This is a genomic window from uncultured Rikenella sp. (assembly GCF_947628055.1).
Taxonomy (GTDB): Bacteria; Bacteroidota; Bacteroidia; order Bacteroidales; family Rikenellaceae; genus Rikenella.
The window spans coordinates 1-2679 of record NZ_CANQYJ010000169.1 but is presented as its reverse complement, the minus strand read 5'-3'; the positions used below and the strand labels follow the sequence as shown (position 1 = coordinate 2679).

Annotated in this window: 1 protein-coding gene; it reads left to right on the top strand. The window is 57.6% G+C overall.

Annotated elements, in window-relative coordinates; all coding sequences use genetic code 11:
• Positions 1–806: 806 nt before the first annotated feature.
• Positions 807–2246 carry a carbon starvation CstA family protein gene (locus Q0Z93_RS10095; protein ID WP_298065171.1) on the top strand — a complete coding sequence of 480 codons (1440 nt, stop codon included), beginning with the start codon at positions 807–809 and terminating at the stop codon, positions 2244–2246.
• The last annotated feature ends 433 nt before the right edge of the window (positions 2247–2679 follow it).

Sequence of the window (2679 nt, the reverse complement as noted above, 5' to 3'; positions counted from 1 at the left end):
GTCGAAACCGATCGTGTGCATTCCGGGTGCGGGGCTTGGCAGGTTTGCATCGCTTTGCTGTGGAGGTCTGCGATTGCTTGTTGTTCCATACGTTCTCTGCGTGTTGCGGCTACTTCTGACAGCCGTCAGAAGCAGCCGCAACATGGCGGGGAGTTTTTTTCACGGTCGAGGTTTGTAGGTTTTTATCTATATTTATGGCGTGGATGTTGGGCGGCCTTCGGTTGACTTTCGGGCGGCGCGGGGCTTATCGGGCTTTTGGCCTGTTTTTGCCTGACGCTGTCTGAGGGCGCGTCCGGACATGAAGGTAATGCAGAACGTTTAGGACAGAGGCCGCTCCTATCGAAGTCGACACCGGCGCGAGCCGAAAATGATCTATAAGTATAACCGCACCTTCGCCGTACAGATTCCCTTCGCGGTTCACTAATCGCCGAAAATGAACTATAAGTATAACCGAACCGCACGGGAGAAACAGCCCGTCAAAAATGATTCGATTGGTCGTGCCCGGCCTCGTGCTCGTTCCTTCGGGACAACGCTTCGCGGCAGGAGCGGCGCAACCGGAATAGGGTGCAAAAAAACGACGCCCCGCGCAGTATGCCGTCCCGCAGAAACAGGAACCCGGTCGTACACGCGGAGCGCCGCACCCCATAAATACCTTATAAGATAGTTTCTTCTATAGGTTCATACCTCGGGCAAATTATAATTCAAATACCGTGCCACCCGGCAGTGAATTGCAGAAAACCGATTTTCCGTAACGAATCGGTCAGCGAATGAGTATCTTTGCATGACTTTAACGGAAACATTCAACCATGCTTACTTTTTTGATTTGCCTGGGCCTGCTTGTCGCCTCCTATTTTACTTACGCACGTTATTTGGAACGTCAGTTCGGCATGAATCCGGACGCACCCGTGCCGTCCGAGACTTTGCGGGACGGCGTGGATTACCTGCCGCTTCCGGCCTGGAAAACATTCCTGATCCAGCTGCTCAATATAGCCGGCCTCGGGCCGATCTTCGGGGCGTTGCTGGGCGCCATGTACGGCCCGGTCGCTTTTCTGTGGATTACGTTCGGTTCCATTTTCATCGGCGCCTTGCAGGACTACGCCAGCGGCATGATTTCCCTCAAGGAAGGCGGGGTGAGCTTTCCGGAGATCGTCGGGAAATACATGGGGATGACCGTTCGGCAGGTGATGCGGGCTTTCACCCTGTTCCTGATGATCCTCGTCGGGGCGGTCTTCATGGTCGGGCCGGCGGGCATTCTCGAAGGATTTACGGGACTGACGCAGTCGGTGTGGGTATGGATTATCCTGGCCTATTATATCTTGGCCACTTTGCTGCCGATCGACAAGATCATCGGGCGGTTTTATCCGATCTTCGGGGCCGCGCTTTTCATCATGGCTTTCGGGATACTGGGGGTGCTGCTTTTCGGGCCGTACGAGATTCCGAACCTTTCCGCCGCTTCGTTCGGCAACTTCACTGCGAATCCGGCGGGGCTGCCGATCGTGCCGACGCTTTTCATTACGATTGCCTGCGGAGCGGTGTCGGGTTTCCACGCTACGCAGTCGCCGATGATGGCGCGGTGCGTGACCAATGAACGGCAGGGACGGCCGGTCTTTTTCGGGGCGATGATCTCGGAAGGGGTCATTGCGCTGATCTGGGCGGCGATCGGGATGGCGTTCTGGGGCGGTACGGAGGGGTTGAGCAGTGCGCTGGCCGAACACGGGAACAATGCGGCGTGGGCGGTGGACATCATCACCCATACGACTTTAGGCAAGATAGGAGCTTTCCTCGCGCTGTTGGGCGTAGTGGTGGCGCCGATCACGAGCGGTGACACGGCATTTCGGTGTGCGCGGCTGATCGCGGCGGATTTTCTGCACGTGGAACAGAAACGGCTGCGCAAGCGGCTTTACATCTCGATTCCGATATTTTTGATGGGAGTGGCGATCACGCTGATGCCGTTCGACGTGATCTGGAAATATTTCGCCTGGGCCAATCAGGTGCTGGCGGCAATTTGTCTGTGGACGGTGACGGTTTATTTGGCGGTGCGGCGGCAGCGGTGGATCATTGCGTTTCTGCCGGCGGCTTTCATGACGTTCATCGTGTCGTTCTACATCTTTATCGCGAAGGAGGGGCTTTGCCTGCCGTACTATACAGGGCTGGCGATCGGTGCTGCGATTACGGCTGCGGTTGTCGGGGTGATGGCGTGGTATGTGCGATCGGCGTGGCGGGGACGGGTCGGAATGAAAGCGTAGGGTGTTTGTCTGAGAGTTGCAATGGGTTTGTTTGGCGTGCCGCGCAGCGGTGGGCTGTTTATTGGCCGCCTTTACCCCGAAGTCTCCGCTGGCTCCGGCCATTCTCTGTAAAAAGGAACTGTATTTTGTTCCGTACGACGGGTTTCACAGTCTCCGGTTCGCAGAACCGGGCGGGCCGGACGCCTCCCCCTCGGGAGGCCCGGTGCCGCCGGGATGCGAAAGGACTTTTCTGCGGCAATCTCCCTGTGCCGGTCAGCCTCGTTCCCAATCATCTCCGCTGGCGCCGGCCGTTTCTCTGTCGGAAGCCAAGTAAACCGCGGCCCGACGGGTCGCGCGAGTCGCCGCCACCCCGCGCGGCGCGAGCAACTTCGGCAGAGCTCGTTGCTCTTTCCGCTGGCGGCGACCCGGTACTATTCAGAATCATTCTTTACCC

Bases quoted from the DNA above. Each gene is read 5' to 3' on its own strand.
- Q0Z93_RS10095 (WP_298065171.1), top strand. From the start codon at position 807: ATGCTTACTTTTTTGATTTGCCTGGGCCTGCTTGTCGCCTCCTATTTT.